This window comes from Planktosalinus sp. (genome assembly GCF_059864935.1).
The window spans coordinates 1-20053 of the sequence record NZ_JCBCCK010000124.1 but is presented as its reverse complement, the minus strand read 5'-3'; the positions used below and the strand labels follow the sequence as shown (position 1 = coordinate 20053).

18 protein-coding genes and 1 pseudogene are annotated in these 20053 nt (G+C 40.4%); 13 read left to right on the top strand and 6 right to left on the bottom strand.

What is annotated here, in order from left to right; all coding sequences use genetic code 11:
- Positions 1-111 precede the first annotated feature (111 nt).
- From nuoL to AC6F75_RS05350, 4 genes are all read left to right on the top strand, one after another.
- Complete coding sequence (gene nuoL, locus AC6F75_RS05365) at positions 112-2031, top strand: NADH-quinone oxidoreductase subunit L (RefSeq protein ID WP_500713922.1); 1920 nt, start codon at positions 112-114, stop codon at positions 2029-2031.
- Between the two features lie 76 nt (positions 2032-2107).
- Positions 2108-3595, top strand: coding sequence for an NADH-quinone oxidoreductase subunit M (locus AC6F75_RS05360; RefSeq protein WP_500713921.1), 1488 nt, complete (start codon positions 2108-2110; stop codon positions 3593-3595).
- A gap of 114 nt (positions 3596-3709) precedes the next feature.
- Positions 3710-5113, top strand: a complete 1404-nt coding sequence (locus AC6F75_RS05355) for an NADH-quinone oxidoreductase subunit NuoN (protein ID WP_500713920.1) — start codon at positions 3710-3712, stop codon at positions 5111-5113.
- Positions 5114-5119: 6 nt separating this feature from the next.
- Positions 5120-5455 carry a hypothetical protein gene (locus tag AC6F75_RS05350; RefSeq protein WP_500713919.1) on the top strand — a complete coding sequence of 112 codons (336 nt, stop codon included), beginning with the start codon at positions 5120-5122 and terminating at the stop codon, positions 5453-5455.
- 182 nt (positions 5456-5637) lie between these two features.
- Here the strand turns inward: AC6F75_RS05350 and AC6F75_RS05345 are convergent, their stop codons facing one another.
- Entirely contained in the window at positions 5638-6597 is a 960-nt protein-coding gene (locus AC6F75_RS05345; protein WP_500713918.1) for a c-type heme family protein, read from the bottom strand.
- Positions 6598-6831: 234 nt separating this feature from the next.
- Between AC6F75_RS05345 and AC6F75_RS05340 the strand changes: the two genes are divergently transcribed.
- Positions 6832-8859 (top strand): S41 family peptidase, encoded by a 2028-nt coding sequence (locus tag AC6F75_RS05340; protein WP_500713917.1) that lies wholly within the window; start codon positions 6832-6834, stop codon positions 8857-8859.
- Between the two features lie 76 nt (positions 8860-8935).
- Here the strand turns inward: AC6F75_RS05340 and AC6F75_RS05335 are convergent, their stop codons facing one another.
- Together AC6F75_RS05335 and AC6F75_RS05330 are read right to left on the bottom strand one after the other, a co-directional pair.
- Positions 8936-10732, bottom strand: a complete 1797-nt coding sequence (locus AC6F75_RS05335; RefSeq protein WP_500713916.1) for a hypothetical protein — start codon at positions 10730-10732, stop codon at positions 8936-8938.
- Positions 10733-11101: 369 nt separating this feature from the next.
- Complete coding sequence (locus tag AC6F75_RS05330) at positions 11102-11935, bottom strand: universal stress protein (RefSeq protein ID WP_500713915.1); 834 nt, start codon at positions 11933-11935, stop codon at positions 11102-11104.
- A gap of 353 nt (positions 11936-12288) precedes the next feature.
- Here AC6F75_RS05330 and AC6F75_RS05325 point away from each other — a divergent pair, with 353 nt between their 5' ends.
- The 6 genes from AC6F75_RS05325 to AC6F75_RS05300 all read left to right on the top strand — a co-directional run bounded on the left by AC6F75_RS05325 (position 12289) and on the right by AC6F75_RS05300 (position 15359).
- A complete protein-coding gene (locus AC6F75_RS05325) occupies positions 12289-12918 on the top strand; it encodes a WG repeat-containing protein (RefSeq protein WP_500713913.1) in 630 nt (209 codons plus the stop codon).
- Between the two features lie 104 nt (positions 12919-13022).
- The gene (locus AC6F75_RS05320) at positions 13023-13445 is read left to right on the top strand and encodes an SLOG cluster 4 domain-containing protein (protein WP_500713912.1); all 423 of its coding nucleotides are present in this window, start codon (positions 13023-13025) and stop codon (positions 13443-13445) included.
- Entirely contained in the window at positions 13436-13768 is a 333-nt protein-coding gene (locus AC6F75_RS05315; protein WP_500713911.1) for an LOG family protein, read from the top strand. The genes AC6F75_RS05320 and AC6F75_RS05315 overlap by 10 nt, the downstream gene beginning before the upstream one ends.
- A gap of 28 nt (positions 13769-13796) precedes the next feature.
- A complete protein-coding gene (locus AC6F75_RS05310) occupies positions 13797-14096 on the top strand; it encodes a hypothetical protein (RefSeq protein WP_500713910.1) in 300 nt (99 codons plus the stop codon).
- Positions 14097-14570: 474 nt separating this feature from the next.
- A complete protein-coding gene (locus tag AC6F75_RS05305; protein ID WP_500713909.1) occupies positions 14571-14714 on the top strand; it encodes a hypothetical protein in 144 nt (47 codons plus the stop codon).
- 165 nt (positions 14715-14879) lie between these two features.
- Entirely contained in the window at positions 14880-15359 is a 480-nt protein-coding gene (locus tag AC6F75_RS05300) for an Hsp20 family protein (protein WP_500713908.1), read from the top strand.
- Between the two features lie 151 nt (positions 15360-15510).
- Here the strand turns inward: AC6F75_RS05300 and AC6F75_RS05295 are convergent, their stop codons facing one another.
- A complete protein-coding gene (locus AC6F75_RS05295; protein WP_500713907.1) occupies positions 15511-16611 on the bottom strand; it encodes a site-2 protease family protein in 1101 nt (366 codons plus the stop codon).
- A 254-nt stretch (positions 16612-16865) separates the two neighbouring features.
- On the opposite strand from AC6F75_RS05295, the gene AC6F75_RS05290 reads away from it, so the two are divergent.
- Complete coding sequence (locus tag AC6F75_RS05290) at positions 16866-17918, top strand: response regulator (protein WP_500713906.1); 1053 nt, start codon at positions 16866-16868, stop codon at positions 17916-17918.
- 91 nt (positions 17919-18009) lie between these two features.
- Here the strand turns inward: AC6F75_RS05290 and AC6F75_RS05285 are convergent, their stop codons facing one another.
- On the bottom strand, positions 18010-18516 hold the full coding sequence (locus AC6F75_RS05285; RefSeq protein ID WP_500713905.1) for a hypothetical protein: 507 nt from the start codon (positions 18514-18516) through the stop codon (positions 18010-18012).
- A 443-nt stretch (positions 18517-18959) separates the two neighbouring features.
- Between AC6F75_RS05285 and AC6F75_RS05280 the strand changes: the two genes are divergently transcribed.
- A complete protein-coding gene (locus AC6F75_RS05280) occupies positions 18960-19460 on the top strand; it encodes a DNA mismatch endonuclease Vsr (protein WP_500713904.1) in 501 nt (166 codons plus the stop codon).
- A 34-nt stretch (positions 19461-19494) separates the two neighbouring features.
- Here the strand turns inward: AC6F75_RS05280 and AC6F75_RS05275 are convergent.
- Positions 19495-20053: pseudogene (locus tag AC6F75_RS05275) on the bottom strand (Sau3AI family type II restriction endonuclease); the annotation flags it as partial.

Sequence of the window (20053 nt, the reverse complement as noted above, 5' to 3'; positions counted from 1 at the left end):
GCTGCCGCAGAAGCAGCTCTGGCCATTGCTATTATCATCAACCTCTACAGACAGATTAGTTCTGTGGAAGTGAAAGACACTGAAATCATGAAGTTTTAACCCATAGAACCTATGAACCTGAGATATATATTTTTAATCCCACTCATTCCTTTTGTTGTTTTTCTATTTCTGGGATTTTTTAATCATAAAATAAAACCGGAGGCCTCCGGATATATTGGTGTACTGGGATTGGGCATTTCCACAGTGCTTTCTTTTTATGCGGCCTATGAGTATTTTTTTGTCTATGGAAAAGTGGCCGGGGTGTACCAAACTTTTGTTGAAAAAACCGTTTGGATGAATTTTACGGAAACCCTGCACATTGATATGGGAATACTTGTTGACCCCATTTCTGTAATGATGCTGCTGGTGGTTTCCACTGTCTCCCTGATGGTGCATATCTATAGCAGGGGCTATATGAAAGGGGATGAGGGCTATACCCGGTTTTTTGCCTATCTGTCTTTATTTTCTTTTTCTATGTATGGCCTCGTTCTGGCAACCAACTTGTTTCAGATTTATATTTTCTGGGAACTGGTGGGGGTTTCCTCTTATCTGCTGATTGGGTTTTACTATACCAAAACCTCGGCCATTGCCGCAGCCAAAAAAGCCTTTATCGTCACTCGCTTTGCCGATATGGGATTCCTGATAGGAATTCTAATTATCGGGTATTATACCGGTACTTTTGATTTTGAAACCTTGAACAATCCGGAAGGAAGTGCCATTTTAAACTGGGCTTCAACTTCTTTTATGGGGCTTTCAGTAATTACCTGGGGCTTGATACTCATTTTTATGGGAGGCGCAGGCAAATCGGCTATGTTTCCTTTGCATATCTGGTTGCCCGATGCCATGGAAGGCCCCACGCCGGTTTCGGCTTTGATTCATGCGGCGACGATGGTGGTTGCAGGAGTCTATTTGGTTGCCCGGCTCTTCCCGATGTTTTATTTTGTGGAAGAAGGGTTTGTACTCAATATTGTGGCTTATGTGGGCGCGTTCTCGTCCTTGTTTGCAGCAATTATTGCCATTACACAAACTGACATCAAACGGGTACTGGCCTTTTCGACCATGTCTCAAATTGGTTATATGATGATGGCGCTGGGAGTTTCGGGCTACGACGGTCATGAAGGCCTGGGTTATATGGCTTCGATGTTCCATCTTTTCACACACGCCATGTTTAAAGCACTCTTGTTTTTGGCTGCAGGTTCAATAATCCACGCAGTACATAGCAATTACCTTAAAGACATGGGCGGACTGCGAAAGTACATGCCCATTACAAACATCACCTTTTTAATAGCCGCATTGGCCATTGCCGGGATGCCGCCGCTTTCAGGGTTTTGGAGTAAAGACGAGATTTTGGTAGCCGCTTTTGAACACAATACCCTCCTTTATGGTGTTGGTTTACTCGTTGCCGGACTCACCGCTTTTTATATGTTCAGACTCTATTTTGGTATTTTCTGGGGAAAAGAAACAGAGTACAAACACAAACCAAAAGAATCTCCCGCATCTATGACGATACCCTTGCTTGTTTTGGCGGTATTGAGCATCGTGGGTGGGTTTGTTCCATTTAACAAACTGATTACAGCAGACAGAATGACCTTTGATTTACACCTCAACTATCCGCTTGCTATTGCTGCCGTTGGTGTGGGGCTTGCCGGGATTGTACTTGCCGTGATTTTCTACAAAAAAGAGAACACGCTGGCCGACCGCTTTTCACATGCCTTTGGACGATTATATAGCTGGACAAGCAATAAGTTTTATGTGGATGAAGTCTATCTGTTTATTACCAAAAAAATACTCTTTAAAAGAGTTTCGGCACCGATTGCTCAATTTGACAGAAAATTTGTTGACGGAACCATGGAAGGCATAGGAAATAAAACGGTGCAACTCTCTGATAAAATCAAAGGCTTGCAATCAGGACGGTTTCAGGATTACGCTTTTGCATTTATAGGAGGGGTTGTCGTGCTGGCTTTGGTGGTTATTTATTTTTGGAAAGGATAGTAACAAAGTGCAGCCTGACTAAAAACTATGAAAAAGGAATTATTGAATTAAAAGAGATGAACTTATAAACTAGAGTATGGATATTTTATCACTTTTTGTTGTTGTACCGGTACTGACGATTATAGCATTACTATTTACAAAAGGGCTGAAACAAGCGCGTCAGGTGGCTATGGGAGGAAGTATAGTACAGTTGGGTATGGCTGTGAATCTGCTGTTTGCTTATTTCAGAGAGCGGGCAGTGAGTGAGGAAACCATGCTGTTTACTAAAAATGTGGTTTGGTTTAAAGACCTCAATATCAATTATGCCATTGGGGTAGATGGTATTTCCATATCCCTGATATTGCTTACGGCTATCATTGTCCTGGCCGGTGTGTTTATTTCGTGGAAAATCGATGACCTTCCCAAAGAGTTTTTTGTTTCGCTATTGGTGCTGGCAACGGGTGTTTACGGGTTCTTCATTTCTCTGGATCTTTTTGTGATGTTTCTTTTTTATGAAGTAGCGGTCATCCCTATGTTCTTGCTCATCGGGATTTGGGGTTCGGGTCCAAAGGAGTATGCAGCTATGAAACTTACCCTGATGCTGATGGGCGCTTCGGCTTTGCTGCTGGTGGGTATTTTGGGTATTTATTTTAATTCGGGTGATGCCGGAGGGGCACTCACCTTCAATATTTTCGAAATTGCTCAGGTAAACATTTCCGCGGAAGCGCAACGATTGTTTTTCCCGCTCACTTTTATAGGTTTTGCCGTGCTGGGAGCCTTGTTTCCCTTCCACACCTGGTCTCCTGACGGTCATGCTTCTGCACCCACGGCGGTGTCGATGTTACACGCCGGGGTGTTGATGAAGCTGGGAGGCTACGGCATCTTCAGGGTATCAATGTTCCTGATGCCTGAAGGGACTTTGGAATGGTCGTGGTTCTTTATCATTTTGTCTGCCATAGGGGTTGTGTATGGTGCATTTGCAGCTCTAAGGCAAACCGATTTAAAATACATAAACGCCTATGCCTCAGTGAGTCACCTGGGGATGGTCACTTTTGCTTTGCTGGTGCTTAACAAAACCGGATGGAACGGAGCCATTTTGCAGTCGCTTTCTCATGGCCTGATGACGGCCTTGTTTTTTGCACTCATCGGGATGATTTATGAGCGCACCCATACGCGGGACATCAATAAACTGGGAGGTTTACTAAAAGTAATCCCTTTTATTTCGGTGACTTTTATGGTTGTGGGTCTGGCTTATCTGGGCTTACCCGGATTCAGTGGCTTTGTGGCCGAAATGAACATTTTTGTCGGTGCTTTTCAACACGAAGATATGTTCCACAGGGTGACCACCATTATCGTGATCTCAGGTATCGTGGTGACAGCGGTTTTCCTGCTGCGTGTGATAGGCATTATACTGATGGGAAAAGTGAGAAATCCTGACTATTTGAAATTACCCAAAGCCACCTGGTATGAAAAAACGGGCATCGTGCTGCTTATGATTCCCGTAGTGGGGATTGGAGTGGCGCCGCTTTGGCTGAGTGATATGATTTTAGAGAGTTTGCAGCCTTTTATTCAAGGGTTTTTGTAGCTCTGGCGGTTTAGAGAAAAACTATGAAATAGGAGGGTTTATGAGACAAGGAAGAGTAGAAAATACAGTACTTAATTTAAATAAAAGAACATGAGTCTTGAAAGCTTTTTATTAATGAGACACGAAGTATTGCTTCTGCTGGGGGCATTGCTGTTGCTAATTGCTGAAATTTTTATAGCAAAAAACAAAAAGGGCAGTATTGTTCATCTGGCGGTATTTTTGTTTGGGGTGCATACTGCTGTGGGCTTTTTGAATCTTGAGGAAGGCAGCCTTTTTGGCGGAATGTTTCAGACAAACCCGCTCATTTGGTTTCTTAAGAATATGCTCAATACCGGGGTGTTTATTTTATTGCTGCTTTCTGCTGATTGGATACAGGAGCAAGTGGTTCAAAAAGACAAAGGAACCGAGTTTTTTGTGCTGATGTTCTTTTCGCTTTTGGGAATGTATTTTATGATTTCTTCAGGCGACTTTTTAATGTTTTATATTGGATTGGAATTGGCCACTTTACCGGTAGCGGCACTGGTTGCCTATGAAACTTTAAAACGAAAGTCAGCCGAAGCCGGGGTAAAGTTTATCCTCTCGGCAGGTTTTGCCTCGGGCACGGCCTTGTTTGGCATTTCATTGCTTTACGCCACCACAGGCTCTATATATTTTAACGAAATTGCCCAAACCATTTCCTCAAACAACCTGACCATTTTTGGGTTTGTATTGTTCTTTTCAGGCCTGGCTTTTAAAATATCACTTGTTCCCTTTCATTTTTGGACAGCCGATGTGTATGAAGGAGCTCCCATTAGTGTGACGTCTTATCTTTCGGTGATTTCAAAAGGGGCTGCCGTGTTTATTTTAATGATTCTCTTGTTTACGGTGATGAAACCCCTGATGGGGATTTGGGAAAACATGGTGTATATACTGGCTATAGCCACGATGACTGTGGGTAATCTATTTGCCTTGCGACAAAAGAACATCAAGCGCTTTTTAGCCTTTTCATCTGTTGCACAGGCGGGCTTTATTTTATTAGGCCTTATTACCGGCACCCAACTGGGGGCTGCCAATGTGATTTATTTTGTGTTGATTTACATCTTTTCAAACCTGGCCGCTTTTGGTGTGGTACAAGCCATTTCACTAAAGACAGGGAGAGAAAACATAGAGGATTACAACGGATTGTACAGAACAAACCCCAAACTCAGCCTGGTGATGATGCTGGCTTTGTTTTCTTTGGCAGGCATACCGCCGGTAGCCGGATTTTTTGGGAAGTTTTTCCTTTTTACTGCTGCAGCCAGCCAAGGGTATTATCTGCTGGTGTTTTTGGCAGTAGCCAATATGACCGTCGCTTTGTTTTATTATTTAGTGGTGTTGCGGGCGATGTTTATCAGGACAAATGACAACCCCATTCCGTTTTTTAAAAATAAAACCTATATGCGACTGGGGCTTGTCGTTACCGTTGCCGGAATCTTAGTGCTGGGGGTTTACAGCCCACTGTATCAGTATATCTTTGAGTTAACCAGTATTTTTAAATAAAGAATTATGCCACTAGAAGGAAAACACGCATTTGGAAGTATCGGGGAAACCCGTGTGACTTTTGTTGAAAAAAAGATCGATCAGGACCGTGTGACCTTTTTGAAAAAACTACTGGAACACAACGGTTTTGAAGTGATTGTGGAAGAGGAAAAAAGAAAAACTGAAGAAGACCCCCAGCTTTATACCCTAGGCGTTACAGACATGGTTTTTAATCCCACGGTGTATGTTTTTGAACGCAAACTCAACACCTTTGACGGAAGAAAGGTCACTCAGGACTACTGGCTGCAACGCAGCGAAGACACCAACCCCCATTACTGGAGCGACGGGAATGAACAAGGTTGAAAAACGTTGTAATGAGTGGTCAGCCTGCCCGCCGAAGGCTGGTGGCAATGGGCAGCTTTAGAAATTTATCTCTCCGCCTTGCTCCGCCAAAAGACGGAATCAAGAGGCGATGCTTGTAGCCCTAAATCATAAAGATTTAAATGTCTTTTTTCTCTATTCTATATTCTCTTTTCTTTTTTGAGTTAAAAAACAATACTCCAAATCCCCCGCACTTCATTTTCTTCATAGCCGGTTGCCAGGTCGTCGGGATACAGCCACTTGATTTTATTTAGCACGTTTGGGTCTAGTCGTTCCTGTTTACCGTGGCATTGCAAACACATACTGTTGGTCACAATGGGGTAGTAGAAACGGGTTTGGTCGCCTGTAGGGAGTACCACCGGTTTGGGGTCTTGACCGGCGTCAATCTCTTTTTGAAAATGGGCGATGTAATAGTGCTCTTCTTCATTGGCTGCATTGTCAGGATTGCGGTTTTTGTCACTCACCCTTTTGATTACAGCTCCGTGTTGCTCTTCCATTTGCTGAGTGAGCGGTATGGCTTCAATATTACAAAACTCTAGGGCGTGTAAAGTTCCATTTTTTTGAATGGCACCCATCAGGTTTTGCCCAAGAAGTTGTTTGGTGGAGAGGGCATAGTCCAGACCGATTTCAGCCTTTTGTTCCAGGGTATTTTTATACGTTTCGTTTTGACCCATTCCTTGACGCTTTCTTTTGCCTTGTCTGTCGGGTTGCGTTTCGTCCAGTGGATTGTGCTCATACAAATAATCGGCAATCTGCTCCAGGGCATCCTGTGGAAATTTCTGATAAGGCATCAACCCAAAATTGTGAATGGCACCCGGCATTTTGGCAATGTCTTCTGAAGGTTTTTCAAGAAAAGCCATAAAGTCATTGACAAAAGAATCCTTTGTAGTGTTTTCGTCAATATAATGGGTTTGTATCATAGTCATTGGCGGTGCGATGCGGTTTTCCCTTCCCACACCCTGGGGAGCATGACACACATAGCAATGGGTTTCCATCAGTTTTTTGCCCGGATGCTCAACAATAGCAAGCACATCGTTGGTTTCCCGGGCATCATACTGCTCGGTTTTGTTTTTACAGCTGCTGAATACAAAGGCTAAACTTAGAGTGAGAAGTACAAGTTTCATAAAGGTTTACATTTGAAACATAAAAATACAAAGAATGTATGTTTTGGTGTGTAACAAGGGTTACTTTAGACATAAATAATTTCAGCTAAAAGTTAATTTTTAAAAATAAACCTGTTTTTTTATGAAATATCACCTTAACTGTATATTTTTAAAAAATTATTGATATAGGGTTTGTTTGTGTAAAAAACCTTTGTAGTCAATAGTTTAACGTCCCTTTTATACTTAAAAATTGTTTTGAAAACACGCCTGTTCACATACCTGTTGCTGGTCTTATTTTCTGTAGGGTTTTCACAAAACCGCGATACTTTTTGTTTAAAACTGTACGCTATAAATGCGTTGCTTCAGAAAAACCATTACGCCCCCAAGGCCATTAACAATGCCTTATCTGAATATTTGTACAGTACGTTTATCAGCCATCTCGACCCTGATGAACTGATTTTTATGCAGCACGAAATTGACAGCCTTTCGAAATACAAACTCCTGCTGGATGATGCCATTTTTAATACAGACTGTGATTTTCTTAATGATTTTATTGGTTTTTACAAAGGCGGACTGGAGCGGCAGCTCTCACTTTTAGAAGAGTTAAAGGAAGAAACCTTTCACCCGGAACTGGCTGACACACTCCGGTTTGTGGACAAAGGTAATTTTTACAATGACCCCGTACAAATCAAAAACGTATTCAAAAAGCGTATTACCCACAGGGTTCTGGACCGGGTGGTACGCTCGGGAAGTAACAAAGATTCATTGTATCAGCAATTGCCACTTGTGGCCAAAGACCTCAGTTTACAGGAAATAGAAAACCTGCAATGCCGCATTGAAAATATGCTCAACCCCAATAACGGGCTGGACAATTATGTGCTGGATTTGTATGCCAATGTGTTTTCGGGATATTTTGATCCCCACAGCAATTATTTTAATTTGGAATCCAGAAATGAGTTTTTCAATTCCCTCACTTCAGGAACGCTCAGTTTTGGCTTGATTATGGAAATGGACGGCTCCAATGTTGTGAGTGTCAACGATATACTTGCCGGCAGTCCTGCATTTCGCGATTCACGTATAGAAAAAGGAGACCAACTCATCAGGGTACAATACAAGGACAATACCTATGACGTAAACTGTGTCAATATGAATGTGGTCAATTCCATGTTTTATTCAGATGCCTATAAAAACCTGCTGCTCACCTTTAGAAAGAAAAACGGGGTGGACTATGAAGCCCGTTTGCAGAAAGAAATGCTCAAGAATTATGAAAACTCGGTTTTCAGCTTTATCATTGAAGGGAAGAAAAAACTGGGCTACATCAATGTACCCACTTTTTATAGCAACCTGGAAGGCAATACCACCAATGTGTACAACGATTTTCTCTTTGAACTCAACCATTTAAGAAGTGAAGGGGCCAAAGGCTTTATCATTGACCTGCAGTACAACAGCGGCGGAGATATGATACAGGCATTTTATATGATCAGCCTGTTTATTGATGTGGGGCCCATTGCGCTTTTAAAGCACCGCGAAAAAAGTTTCCATCTCATATACAACCTGTTAGAGAAAAAGCTGTTCAGTGAACCTATGGTTGTTTTGATCAACGGCTATACCGGTTCGGCCAGCGAACTTTTTGCCGGTGCCATGCAGGACCACAAACGGGCAGTTTTACTGGGGCAACTCAGTTATGGCAAGGGCACTATGCAAACCCTGTTTCCCATTGATGAAGAAAACCCAGACAGTGAGTTGCTCAAAGTCACCATAGAAAAAATGTTCAGGCTGGACGGAAAGAGCCACCAGCTTACAGGTATTGAACCTGATTTAGTCACCCCGACCTTGCTGGAGCCCCTGTTTATCAGAGAGCGTGATTATGCCCGCGCACTGGAAGTTGAAGATGTGGGGGAAGTTCATAAAAATAAAAAGAAACTACCGGCTTCACACCGCCGCGCTATAGCAGCAGGACAGGAGCGCATTGCCAAGAGACCGCATTACCTCGAAATCAGTTCGCTTAACGCTTTACTCAGTCAACATCTGGCTGAAGAACGCCATTTGCCACTCGACTTTGAATCGGTGTTTCAGGCCATAGAAAAGGAAAACAGGCTTTTCTCCGGCTTTTATAAAAATATTGAAAATACTTATCCGCTGCAACTTCAGGTACTCAACAAAGACAAAATGACCATGAAGTATGACCCCTTGCTGGAAACCATGGCAGAAGGCAACAAACAACGTGTGCTGGCCAGCCCCGATGTTTTTGAAGCCGCTTATGTGCTTTGGGATATGCTTTAGGAGATCTGAGGCTTTAGACGTGAGATGTGAGACGGTTTGAAGTTAGATGTATGAAGTTGAAGTACTTAATTTCATTCTATGCCATTTCATACAACCGCTCCATAAGAACTTTTACATCTCTCTCCGCCTGAACAAGCCCTTTTACAAAACTGTCAGGAAAGTTTACTTCCTCGTGCAGGTTACGGTAATACTCGATTCCCTGCAGTAATCCATTGCCAAAAGCCTCCAGGTTTCTGCTTGCTTTCTTGTCTTCAGGATTGAACTCGTCATGCAGTTCCTGATAATAGGCTACATACAATTCCAGTTCCCTCACAAACATATGGGGCCGTGATTTGTTGGTCACCAGGTTTGCCCGCCCATAGATGTGGTCTGTCATTTCCTTTAAAGTGGCAATTTTTGAATAATTGGTAATATTGGGTCCCGGGCAAATGGTCACACCCGGCAGCTTTTTTACAAAAGGGCTCTTGTATTTCAGTGACGCCGAATTGCTAAGCCCAATACAGAGACACTCCTTATCCAAAACTTCATCAGCTTGTTTGTGGTAATCTTCCGGTGAGAGTCCGGCAGATCGGAGTTGTTTTAATTTAAGCTTCTGGTATTTAATGGAAGCTGTACAGATGGGCTCTTTGGTAAATTCGGTATTGGAAACCAGGTATTTTTCGGTGCAGGGGCTTCCCGGTTTTCCATCGCTGATGCGTTTTTTCATTTCAAAGTCTGAGCTGGTGTTTTTCAGGTAATTAAACCGCACACCCAATGGTGATTTTTTGCTCAGCACCACATCTCCTTCTGCTGCTTTGCTGAGCAATTGCAGTGTATCTTCATCAACTGTGGTCGCCTCCCGGCAAAGTAAAAAAGGAGTTCCCCAGCCGGTGCTGTCTATTCCATAACGGCTGTGGAGCAATTGTGCCTCCTCAAAGGTGCCAATTCCGCCCTGAACAGTAATTTTAAGTGGATGTGGCTCATCAAACCCGTCCAGACCCTTGGCCTTGATGGCAGGATTATACAGCCCGAACAACTCTTGGGCAAGCTCCAGCCTTTTTTGGTAAAACTCTTCCAGTATAGGGCCCAGCAGTAAGCCTTGTGTAGCAAAAGCATGGCCCCCGCAATTCAATCCGGACTCAATGCGAAACTCACTCACCCAAATCCCTTTTTTGGCCAGATACTTCCCTTGTATGAGTGCCGAGCGGTAATCGCTCACCTTGATGACTACCCTCTTTTTAAACTGCCCCGGTGCTTCAGCGTCAAACTCGTTAAATCCTTCCAGGTAATTGTACAAACGCGGATTCATCCCTGCTGAAAATATCACCGCAGAATCTTCCAAATCACTTTTGGCGTAAGCCCTTAAAGCTTCCAGTGCATCTGAGCCATTTTCTATGGGGTTTCCCGCTTTGTTCAGGTTGTTTTTATCCACTTTGGTCATGATGTTCACTTCAATACTGCCCGGTTTAACCGCACTGCGCAAATAGTTCTCCAGGATTTTTTTCTCTGAAGTATTGGTCGTTTGTACAAACCTGAGGTAGGTCTCTTTCAGCTTGCTGTCATCGGGAAGCATTTCAAAGTATTTGACAATGTCAGACCCGGTTTCAAAGGCGGCTTGTTTTATTTTCTCCACCTGCTCCTGTATATTTCGGTGCATCAGATTGAGGTAATCTGTGATGCGTTTGGCACGAAAAAAGTCTTCTTTAGGGGTAATGGGGCGGTAGGGTTCCCCGATTTTTTCATAATAGTATTTGCGCATCGTTTCAATCAGGTTGTCTTCAATGATCGAAAGCGCCGAAGTCACCCCAAAAGCGGCCACTTTTATGGGAGAATCAATGGTAAAAGCAATACCCATCACGGGTATGTGAAAATAATGAGGTGTTGTATACTGCATGGAATGATTTTTTTTTAAGCCGATAAAGGTGGACATTCTAAATCAACCGGCATATGAGCAAAGTCATAAGTACAAAAGAAAGAACTTTGGAACAGGCAACTTCCAGCTCTCCAATTTTGTGACACAGGACTGCAGGACGCTTGTCCGCTGAAGGCTGAAAAGACCTATGACAGCCTTTTACGGCAAAACTAGTTGACCATTAACCATTAACTAGTCACCCAATAACAATTAACCAATCAAAAAAAACCATACTATTTGTCATTCAAAAGGAGCGATAGCGAAGTGGACCTGCCGGTAGGCAGAATCGCATAGCAGTGTTGTGCTTTTCACTATTTAATACTTTCTTTTCTAAAAGTAAAATTCACCGGACTATTTATGGATGCTCAATACCGGCACCTCCAGATAGTTGATAAGTTGTTCAGTGATACTGGGCGAGAAAATCTGAACTAGACCCGGTTTTCCGGCGGTCGCTATGGAAAACAAATCGATTTCTGTTTTTTTCATAAAGTAACGTATGCCGCGCTCTTCATTGAGTGCATTGTATGTATGCTTTATACAACTGTTTCCATAAGGTTCGCAAAATTTACCCAGCCGCTTTTCAATTTCAGCCGTTTCAGTAAAATGGTAGGGTGTGTTGATATACAAGAGATGCAATTGTGCTCCAACCAATTCTGAAAACTTAAGGATTTGTTTGAAAGCATTTTTCTGGTCTTCCTCAAAGGTCGAGGCAAATGCGATATTTTTAATAACATCGCTTGCCGGCTTTTGTTTTATAATGAGTGTGGGAACAGTAACGCTTCTTAAAACTTTGTGTGCGTTTGACCCAATCTGGAATGCTTTAACCCCTTTTGTGCCATGAGAACCCATTATGATAAGGTCAAAATCCTTGTCCTTAATGTGTTCTGAAACGTTTTCAACACCAATGTTATATACCAAGGATTTTTTGGTTTCTATACCCTCATTTTCAAACCTCTTTGTTAATCCATTCAGTTTTAAGTTTGCAATACCTATTTCCGCTTTTGTTTCCGGATATAGTTTTTCCTTTTCCAAAGGAATCTTCACCCAATCTATCGGGGTGTTGATTACATGCAGGACATGTACTCTTGCATAGGTTTTTTTGGCTATTTGCAAAACGTAATTTGCAGCGTGTTCTGATACTTCCGAGAAATCGGTAAGCAACAATATTTTTGTTTGAGTGTCCATAACCTTAATTTTTTATTATTGAATTTTTACTCGTTACTTTTTTGCGAAAGCATTTATTGACTTCGGGATCAACTTTTATCACCACTTTGGTCAAAATAGAATTTGCAACAGAACAAACCCCTCTATAATTGCGCAAATACTATCGGGCACAAACAAAGTTAAGTAGTTTAAATACAGCTAACTATGACATTTATCAAGAATAATTAGTCTTGGTGCTGTAGTTTGCAATAAATTTTCAGGAGCTAACAAAAGAAGCCTGTATGGTTTTGACACACAACAATATAATGATTTATATCATTTTTTTTGAATGCTTCCTTCACTACATTTAATAGCTGATTTTAAACACAAAAAAAATGAACCGTTCAATTATTGTATTACTGCTAATCATTCCGTTTGCCTTTAATGCGCAAACCGTAAAAGATGTTGATTTTGTAGCTCCTCTGGAAGACGGCTATGCTGCTGTTAAAAAAGGAGATTCCTGGGGATTCATTAATGAAGAAGGCGAGCTGGTTATTTCTTTCAGGGGTGATCTGGTAGCTAATGATCAAGCAACTGATCAGGTTGATATGGGAGTTGCCAGCCAACTATTTCCGGTTATGTGGGAGGATCGTTGTATTGTAAAAAGAATGAAAGAAGGCATTCCTTATTATGGCTATATCAATGCTTTCGGAGCTGTTGTCATAGAGCCAAAGTACTTAAATGTATCTATTTTTAAAAACGGATATGCCCTGGCTCTAAAAGTGGAAAAAACCGTTCTTGGAAAGAACGAGCCGCTGGGTAAACGAGTAGTCTCTTATACCTATGATGTTGTGCTGATTGATCGTGACGGTCAAGAGGTCAAATATCTTGCCGGCCCCTTTCCCGTTGCACTTTCTCCTGAGAAGTTAAAAACAGCTCCTCCCATTGTTGCCAAAGATGTATCTGAAAACCTCATAGCCGTGAGAATGCCTGATAAAAAATGGAGGGTATTTAAAATAGAGTAAATACCCATACTGATTTATATTCCTGTTTTTTATAACGATCAGGGTATCTGCAATAGGGAGAGCTGTTTTTTAAAATTAGTATTCATTTTCATGAAGTTTAAACGATGAAAAAAACAAGCAAAACACTTCCCATACTCACCGAGGAAAAAAGTTTTCTTTCAGGTCCCAGGTCCCGTATAAGTGAATTTATTTTTACACTGAAAGTAGTTTGGAATTTTGTAAAGGGTTTTCAAAAAATGCACTTCCTGGGGCCCTGTGTCACTGTGTTTGGCTCTGCCCGGTTTACAAAAGGCTCCCTATATTATAAACAAGCAGAAGAGGTTGGTGCTGCCCTTGCCAAACTAGGGTTTACTGTAATGACGTGTGGTGGTCCCGGCATTATGGAAGCGGCAAACAAAGGGGCATATCAGGCAGGGGGCTATTCAGTGGGTTGTAATATTGTACTGCCTTTTGAGCAAATCCCGAACCCTTATTTACACAAGTGGATCACCATACCTTTTTTTTTGTACGCAAGGTCTTGCTGGTAAAATACTCCTATGCCTTTGTTGTGATGCCGGGTGGAATAGGCACTTTAGATGAATTTTTTGAATCGCTTTTACTTATTCAAACCCAGATGATTCATCAATTCCCTGTTGTTTTGTTTGGTACCGAATACTATAAAGATATGATTGCACATCTGGAAAAAATGAAAATTGAAAAAAGTATTGATGTGTTAGATTTGGAAAACCTGCTAATCACAGATTCTGTATTGGAAATGAAACATTATATCAGTGAGCATGCCATTAAAAAATTTCGGTTGGTTGAAAAAGCCAACAAACAAAAATGGTGGTTGAGAGATACAGAACAGTAGTTTGAACACAAAATAAAAACACATACAAATGAAACTTTTAATCGTAACATTACTGGAAGAACACCGCAAAGAGATGTTGTCCATTTTTGAAGAGTCCGGAATTAGCGCTTTTAGCGCATCAGAAATTGAGGGTCATAAATTCACAACGGCAGCTGATGATTTTTTTAACGCAGAAAGTGAAATAAAAAGATCTTTATTGTTCTTTTCCTTTACCACAGAAGAGAAAATCACCCCTTTTTTTAAATTGGTGACCGCCTTTAATCACAATGCAGTAACTCACAACCCTTTACGGGTAATGGTATTGCCGGTGGAAAGGGCTATTTATTAAAAATTGTGTTAAAGTTTAAAAATTTGATATATATCAATATTTTTATGAATCATGATTCTTACTTTGGTACTGTCTAAAACGAGATACACCTTAAAAAGACGTCTCGATTTTAACACAATATATCCAATATTTTTGTTCCGGTAAGGAACAATAAATAATGGAGTTGGAAAGTGTCAAAAATACCTGTAAATTGGAAATTCATATTTTGACTTTAGGAAAAAATCGCTGGGTTCCCATTAAAATTTAGATGTGTTTTTAACACTTCCAGAAGGAAACAGGGAGCTTTTAGCTTCCTGTTTCTATTTTAAAAGGAGCATATCAAAAAGATTTAATTGTTAAAATGTTAAAACCGGAAACCTTGATTTTTATCAAGGTTTTTTTATGCTTTAATTTTTACTTTAGAGATGCCAAATTCAAATTAACCTGCTTCTTACTTGGCTCACTGAATATTAATTTTAAAGCCCGAAAACAGCAATGATACCCTTAAAATACAAGGAACGGTATAAAAGGATTTTACAACAAGATAAAATCTCTAAAGAAGATGTAAAGCAATTCACAGAAGCAGTAGAGCACTTTACAATTATTTATCCTGAGTGGGATAAAATAGAATTTAACTAATGGCCCTTTTATTGTCTTTGGGCAATTAATAACAATTTAGGTGTTTTAAAAAAAGACCTCTTTACTGATCAGGCGATTAAAACACGCTATCAAACGACCTTTCGCCCGGTGTTTAAATAACCAACGGGATGACAACATTTTAAAAAACATTAAAAATCTAAAATCATGACACTCGTAAAAACAAAAAAGCGCAGTTTGCCTGCAATTGGAAGAACGATGTTTGAAGATCCGTTTTTCACAGACTTCCTGGACATTCGCAAGAAACCTTTTCAATTAAACCGTCTCTTCAATGGCGACCATGACGACCTAGAGGCCAGTCCTGCAGTCAACATTAAAGACAACAAGAACAAATATGAAATTGAGTTGGCTGCTCCCGGTCTTTCCAAAGACGATTTCAACATAATCCTTGAAGAAGGCCTGTTGACCATTTCAGCCGAAAAAAAACTGGAACATGAAGAAGAAAAAGAAGGGTATGTAAAAAAAGAATTTAGTTTCAGTACATTTTCCAGATGCATGACCCTTCCTGAAACTGTTGATGAAGATAAGGATGTAAAAGCCTCTTATAAAGATGGTATTCTACACCTCACACTTCAGAAAAAAGAAGCTTTAAAAATGAAACCTGCTAAAAAAGTAAAGGTTTCATAAAGCTGTCAAGAGGTTGTTTGAACTTTAACCGAATCTGATTGGGCAAGTGACACAAACAAAGCCTGCAATCCACTAAACAGTTTCACTGCCAAGATATGCAAGCTTTAGCAAATAGCAGTCCTGCGATTCAAAAGAGTTCATACAACCTCTTTTATTTTGTTTTGCCACCAAGAGCTTCTTTTACCATCAGTAGTTCATAAATATTTTCCCGGTCTACTATTCCAATAAACTCATTGTTCTCAAGCACGGGGGCAACGTGACAGTTCTTAAGCATCATATTTTGGAACACTTCCTGTAAGGCCATTTCAGGATGCAGGGTGATGAAGTTTGTTTGCATAACACTAGACACCGGTGCTGTATTTCCATAATCAGACAAGCCCTTGATCAAGTCCTTTTTTGAAAGTATTCCCAACACTATTTTTTCTTTGGCCACTACAAAATCCTGTTCCTGACCGTCGAGCAATATTTTAACTGCATTTTTCAGCGGCTCCTCAGGGCGTAAGATGGTGAATTTTTTCATCAGTACGTCTTTGACTGTATGCCCGGTAAGGGCAGATTTTGTGGTTTCAAAACCAGCCTCGGCACTTGCCCCCAAATAAATAAACACCCCGATGAATACCAGCCAGATATTTCCGTAAAAACCGAGAAATACAAAAACAATGGCAAGAAACTGTCCCACACCGGCTGCTATGCGCGTGGCTTTAGCACGATCCATCCTCAAGGCCAATAAGGCACGAAGCACCCGACCCCCATCCATAGGGAAGGCCGGTATTAAATTGAATATAACTAAAATAGTATTGGCCAAAAAAAGCTGAAACCAAAAACCAATTTCCTGAAGCAATACCACTTCTTGTGTTCCGCTCAGGTCAGGTAGGGCTCCTGTTAGTGACAACATCAGGTAAATAATTGCTGCAATAACCACATTGACCAGAGGACCGGCGATGGCCACCCACAGTTCCTGACGGGGATTTTCCGGCATTTTTTCCAGTTGTGCCAGCCCGCCTATGGGCAACAGGGCGATGCTTTTGGTTTTGATGTTGTAGCGTTTGGCAGTTAATGCATGCCCCAGTTCATGTAAAATAACACATACAAACAACGACAAGACAAATACAACCCCCATAAAGCCCTGGCTCATATTTTGTTCCAGACGATAGTAAGTGATAAAAACCCAGACAATAAGTATAATAAATGTCCAGTGAACAGATAAGCGAATGCCGGAAATGCGACCAAGGTTTAACGACCATTTCATCATTTTACTGTCATTAGTATTTCACAATTAAAACTGGTTATTAACCGTTTTTGCGCCTTGTAAGTTTCGAGGATCAAGGTTGTTAAAGTTAAAAAAAAACACTTAACTTTATAGGATAATTTACAACTGTTTAAAGGTACATTTAACAAAATTAGATTGGCATATCATCTCCGATAAAATTTTGTTCAACCCGCTGAAAACCTTAAGAAAAACACTTCAAGTACCCAAAACATCACTGTGTTTTAAAAGACTTTCTTATGAAACGTGCCCTGTTGATAGAAGACGACAATATACTAAGCGAAAACACCAAAGAGCTTTTGGAACTGGCCGGATTTAAGGTTGAGGTTGCTTCAAATGGCAAAATAGGTGTAGTATTGGCATTTGAGAAGAAATTTGACGTCATTTTATGCGACATTATGATGCCGGAACTTGACGGCTATGGCGTTTACAATGCCCTGAGTAAAAATAAAAAAACACGCACTATTCCATTTATATTTATTTCAGCCAAAAGTGATCACACTGATATCCGCAAAGGCATGATTCTGGGTGCCGATGACTACATAACAAAACCTTTTACTGAAAAAGAGCTGATACATTCCATAAACAGCCGATTGGCCAGACATAAAATTTTACATGAAACCACTGATTTAAAAAACCCGCCTCTTGAAGAATCAACTCCTCACCTTCCTGATCTTGAATCATTGCGAAACTATGCAGCAAATAATGGGAAGTACTTAAAAGTATACAGACGCAATGAAATTTACAATGAGGACAAAAGTTCCAATTATATTTATTTTGTGGAAAGGGGACTGGTAAAAACCCATACGATAGATGAAAGTGGCAAGGAACTTGTTTTAGACATTCATAAAAAAGGGGATTTTTTTGGTTTTTGTTCCCTAAAACACAAAAAGACATATACTGAAACCGCTACAGCTCTGGAAACTTGTGAGTTGTACAGTATTAAATCTTCTGAATTCAAGGATATTTTAACAGAAAATCACAAACTCACCCTCGAACTTGTTGAAGTTCTCTCAGATAAGGTTTCCATATTAAAAAAGCACTTATTACAAATGGCCTATGCTACGGTGCTTCAAAAAACAACAAAGACACTGCTGGAGTTTGCCGAAAAACTCAGTGATGACCCTTGTGAGTTGGTCACCGTTTCCAGAACCGACCTGGCCAGTGTTGCCGGTATTTCTACCGAAAGCTTTATCAGGTGCCTCACCCAATTGAAAAATGAAGGGCTTGTTGAAGTAAACGGGCGGCACATAACCATACTAAACCTTCAGAAACTAAAAGAAGTTTACTGAGAGACTTCAGATGTAATCCTATAGGTATAAAAGGCATAAAAACCATCTACTGAAAACAGATAGGATGGTATTTTTGGAGATACATTAATAGTTATTCCAACCCCAACAAAGGATTAATTTTCTCAATGATTTTATTGGCATAAACAACAGCCTCTTCAATTCTGGAAGCTCCTGTTATGGCGTCTACTTCAACCATTTTTAAGCTTCCTTCGGTAGAGGTGGTCAGGACTGCTATTTTATTCAGACAGCCCCGATTCTTTTTGATAAAGTGCTCCACTTCGGGAGGCGGATTCCAGGTGTGCCAGGAGTGAAGCACCACCAGCGCAGAATAGTCTTTAGCTGTTAGCCCAGACAAGGTGGAAATGGGGATGACCTCCACCTTGACCCCTTCAGGTTCATACTGACGCACAAGTATGCGGGTGATGGAATCCTTAAAATGGCTTCCTTCATTGGCAATTACCAGACGGTATGGGGAGCCGTTATTGACAAGCCCGTTTGTGCTTCTCCAGCCGCAAGGGTCATAAAACAATTGAAAATAGGCCATAACCAACAGCATGACCAGAACGATAATCAGCACTATTTTTTTAATGACATTCATACCGCAGGGCATTGGGGTTCAAACAATCAATCATAATAAAAAACAAGGGAAAACTGCCCGATAAACTGACTAAGAATAGAGAAGATCCCATCCTTGTAAGGGATTAATTTAAAAACTAAAAGTACTTTTTATCAGCTTAAAAATTGATGATAATTGTCATACTGTTTGGGAAACATAAACTAGTTGATATAAGACGTGTTCAGTCGGCGAAGCTGCAAAACTGTAGAGACTCAAACTCCTTTGGTCTTAAATCATAAGCCCCTCGGTCGCCATCCGCATGCCGCCATAGCTGGCTCCAGCGGAAGCGCAAGGCTTGCCGACGGCGATGCCTGTAGTCCTAGGTCTATTTTCTATTCTCTAAATAAACACCCTCCTCCTAACTTTTTTCATTTGGCTTTTTTATATTTTCACTAAATCATAAAAACCCAATAAATCCACTTTTTTTGGGTTATTATTACACCTGCACAGCCATTATAAGCAATTATGAAAACAAAATAAAAGTCCCCCGCTTCAACGAGGAAGCTGGTTTTTATACCACAAAAGCCCGTTCCAAACAGATGTCAAAAATAAGGGGGAAAGACACCAAGCCCGAAATCAAATTTAGAAAAGCGCTTTGGGCAAAAGGCTACCGGTACCGGGTAAACTATAAGAAACTGATTGGCAAACCCGACATTGTGCTCAACAAATACAAAACCGTCATATTTATTGATGGGGAGTTTTGGCATGGGCATAATTGGGAAGAAAAAAAAGACAAGATAAAATCCAACCGGGGGTTTTGGATCCCTAAAATCGAGAGGAACATGCAACGGGATCAAGAAGTCAACGAAGCTCTAAAAACTAAGGGATACACCGTCTTTCGCTTTTGGGAACAGGAAATCAAAAAGGATTTTGAGCGGTGTTTTAGGGATGTTTTAGGATATTTGAATTCTCTAAAAGTTTTTTAATAAAACATTTTTTTATAAGTTTTGATAATGGCATCTAAGACTTTTGGGTAGAGTGACCATTTTTTAAATAAATTTCGTCTCTTAGATAATCCCAATTCATCCAAAAACATTGTTTAGTATATGACATTGCATTAGTTGTCTTTTCTGGAATAGGTAAAGGCTTTGTATCTAAAGCATTACTCCCATGTGGTCTAACATGCCAAACTTTATTATCAGATTTTTTAGGAAAATTATTTAATCTTGAAACTTTTCCGTTTTTATCTTTTTTATAGCCCTTAATAATATTTCCTGTTTGAATTACCTTTTTTGTATTTAACCAAACTTTGCGAACTTCATTCCTGTCTGAAAAAGGCATATTCCAAAATTTAACTTTATCAAAAACATAATTAATTCCATCGTTTTTAAAAAAGAGAAATAAAAACTTTTTTTCTACTAAGTCTTTTAACTCACTGTTTAACCAACTCTCATTGTAAATTTGTTCAAAATCAAATGTTGGAAATGAAACGGACTGTTCTATTCTATTGTTTTTTTCAACTCTAATAGTTTTCACTTGTATATCAGCCTTTTCAAATTCTTCAATTTTTTTATTTAAT